At 53.8% G+C, this 260-nt stretch carries 1 pseudogene; it reads right to left on the bottom strand.

The window, feature by feature from the left end:
• Positions 1-260, bottom strand: a pseudogene (locus R0J87_RS21875) (tRNA epoxyqueuosine(34) reductase QueG); the annotation flags it as partial.

The following is a 260-nucleotide window of genomic DNA, read 5'->3' as shown; positions in this document are numbered from 1 at the left end:
ACCCTTTACGTTCAATCAAGGCGTTAAGCAGTGCCGGAGTGTAGGGAGCATTACCAATAGCGACACTGAGATTGCGTAGCCACTTGAGATGGCCGATGCGCCGAATGGGCGAGCCTTCGGTGTTTTTCAAGAACGTGGCTTCGTCCCAGTTGAATAATGTCAGCAGATCTTGCTGATAGAGTTGCGGCCGGCAGTGGTAATCCTGTTCATCCGTGATCGCCGACTCCCGGTTGTAGGGGCACACCAGTTGGCAGTCATCG

It is taken from the genome of Halomonas sp. SIMBA_159 (genome assembly GCF_046536035.1).
In the GTDB taxonomy this organism is placed as follows: domain Bacteria; phylum Pseudomonadota; class Gammaproteobacteria; order Pseudomonadales; family Halomonadaceae; genus Vreelandella; species Vreelandella venusta_A.
Note: the sequence above shows the minus strand (reverse complement) of the source record. Positions and strands in the feature narration are given on the sequence as shown.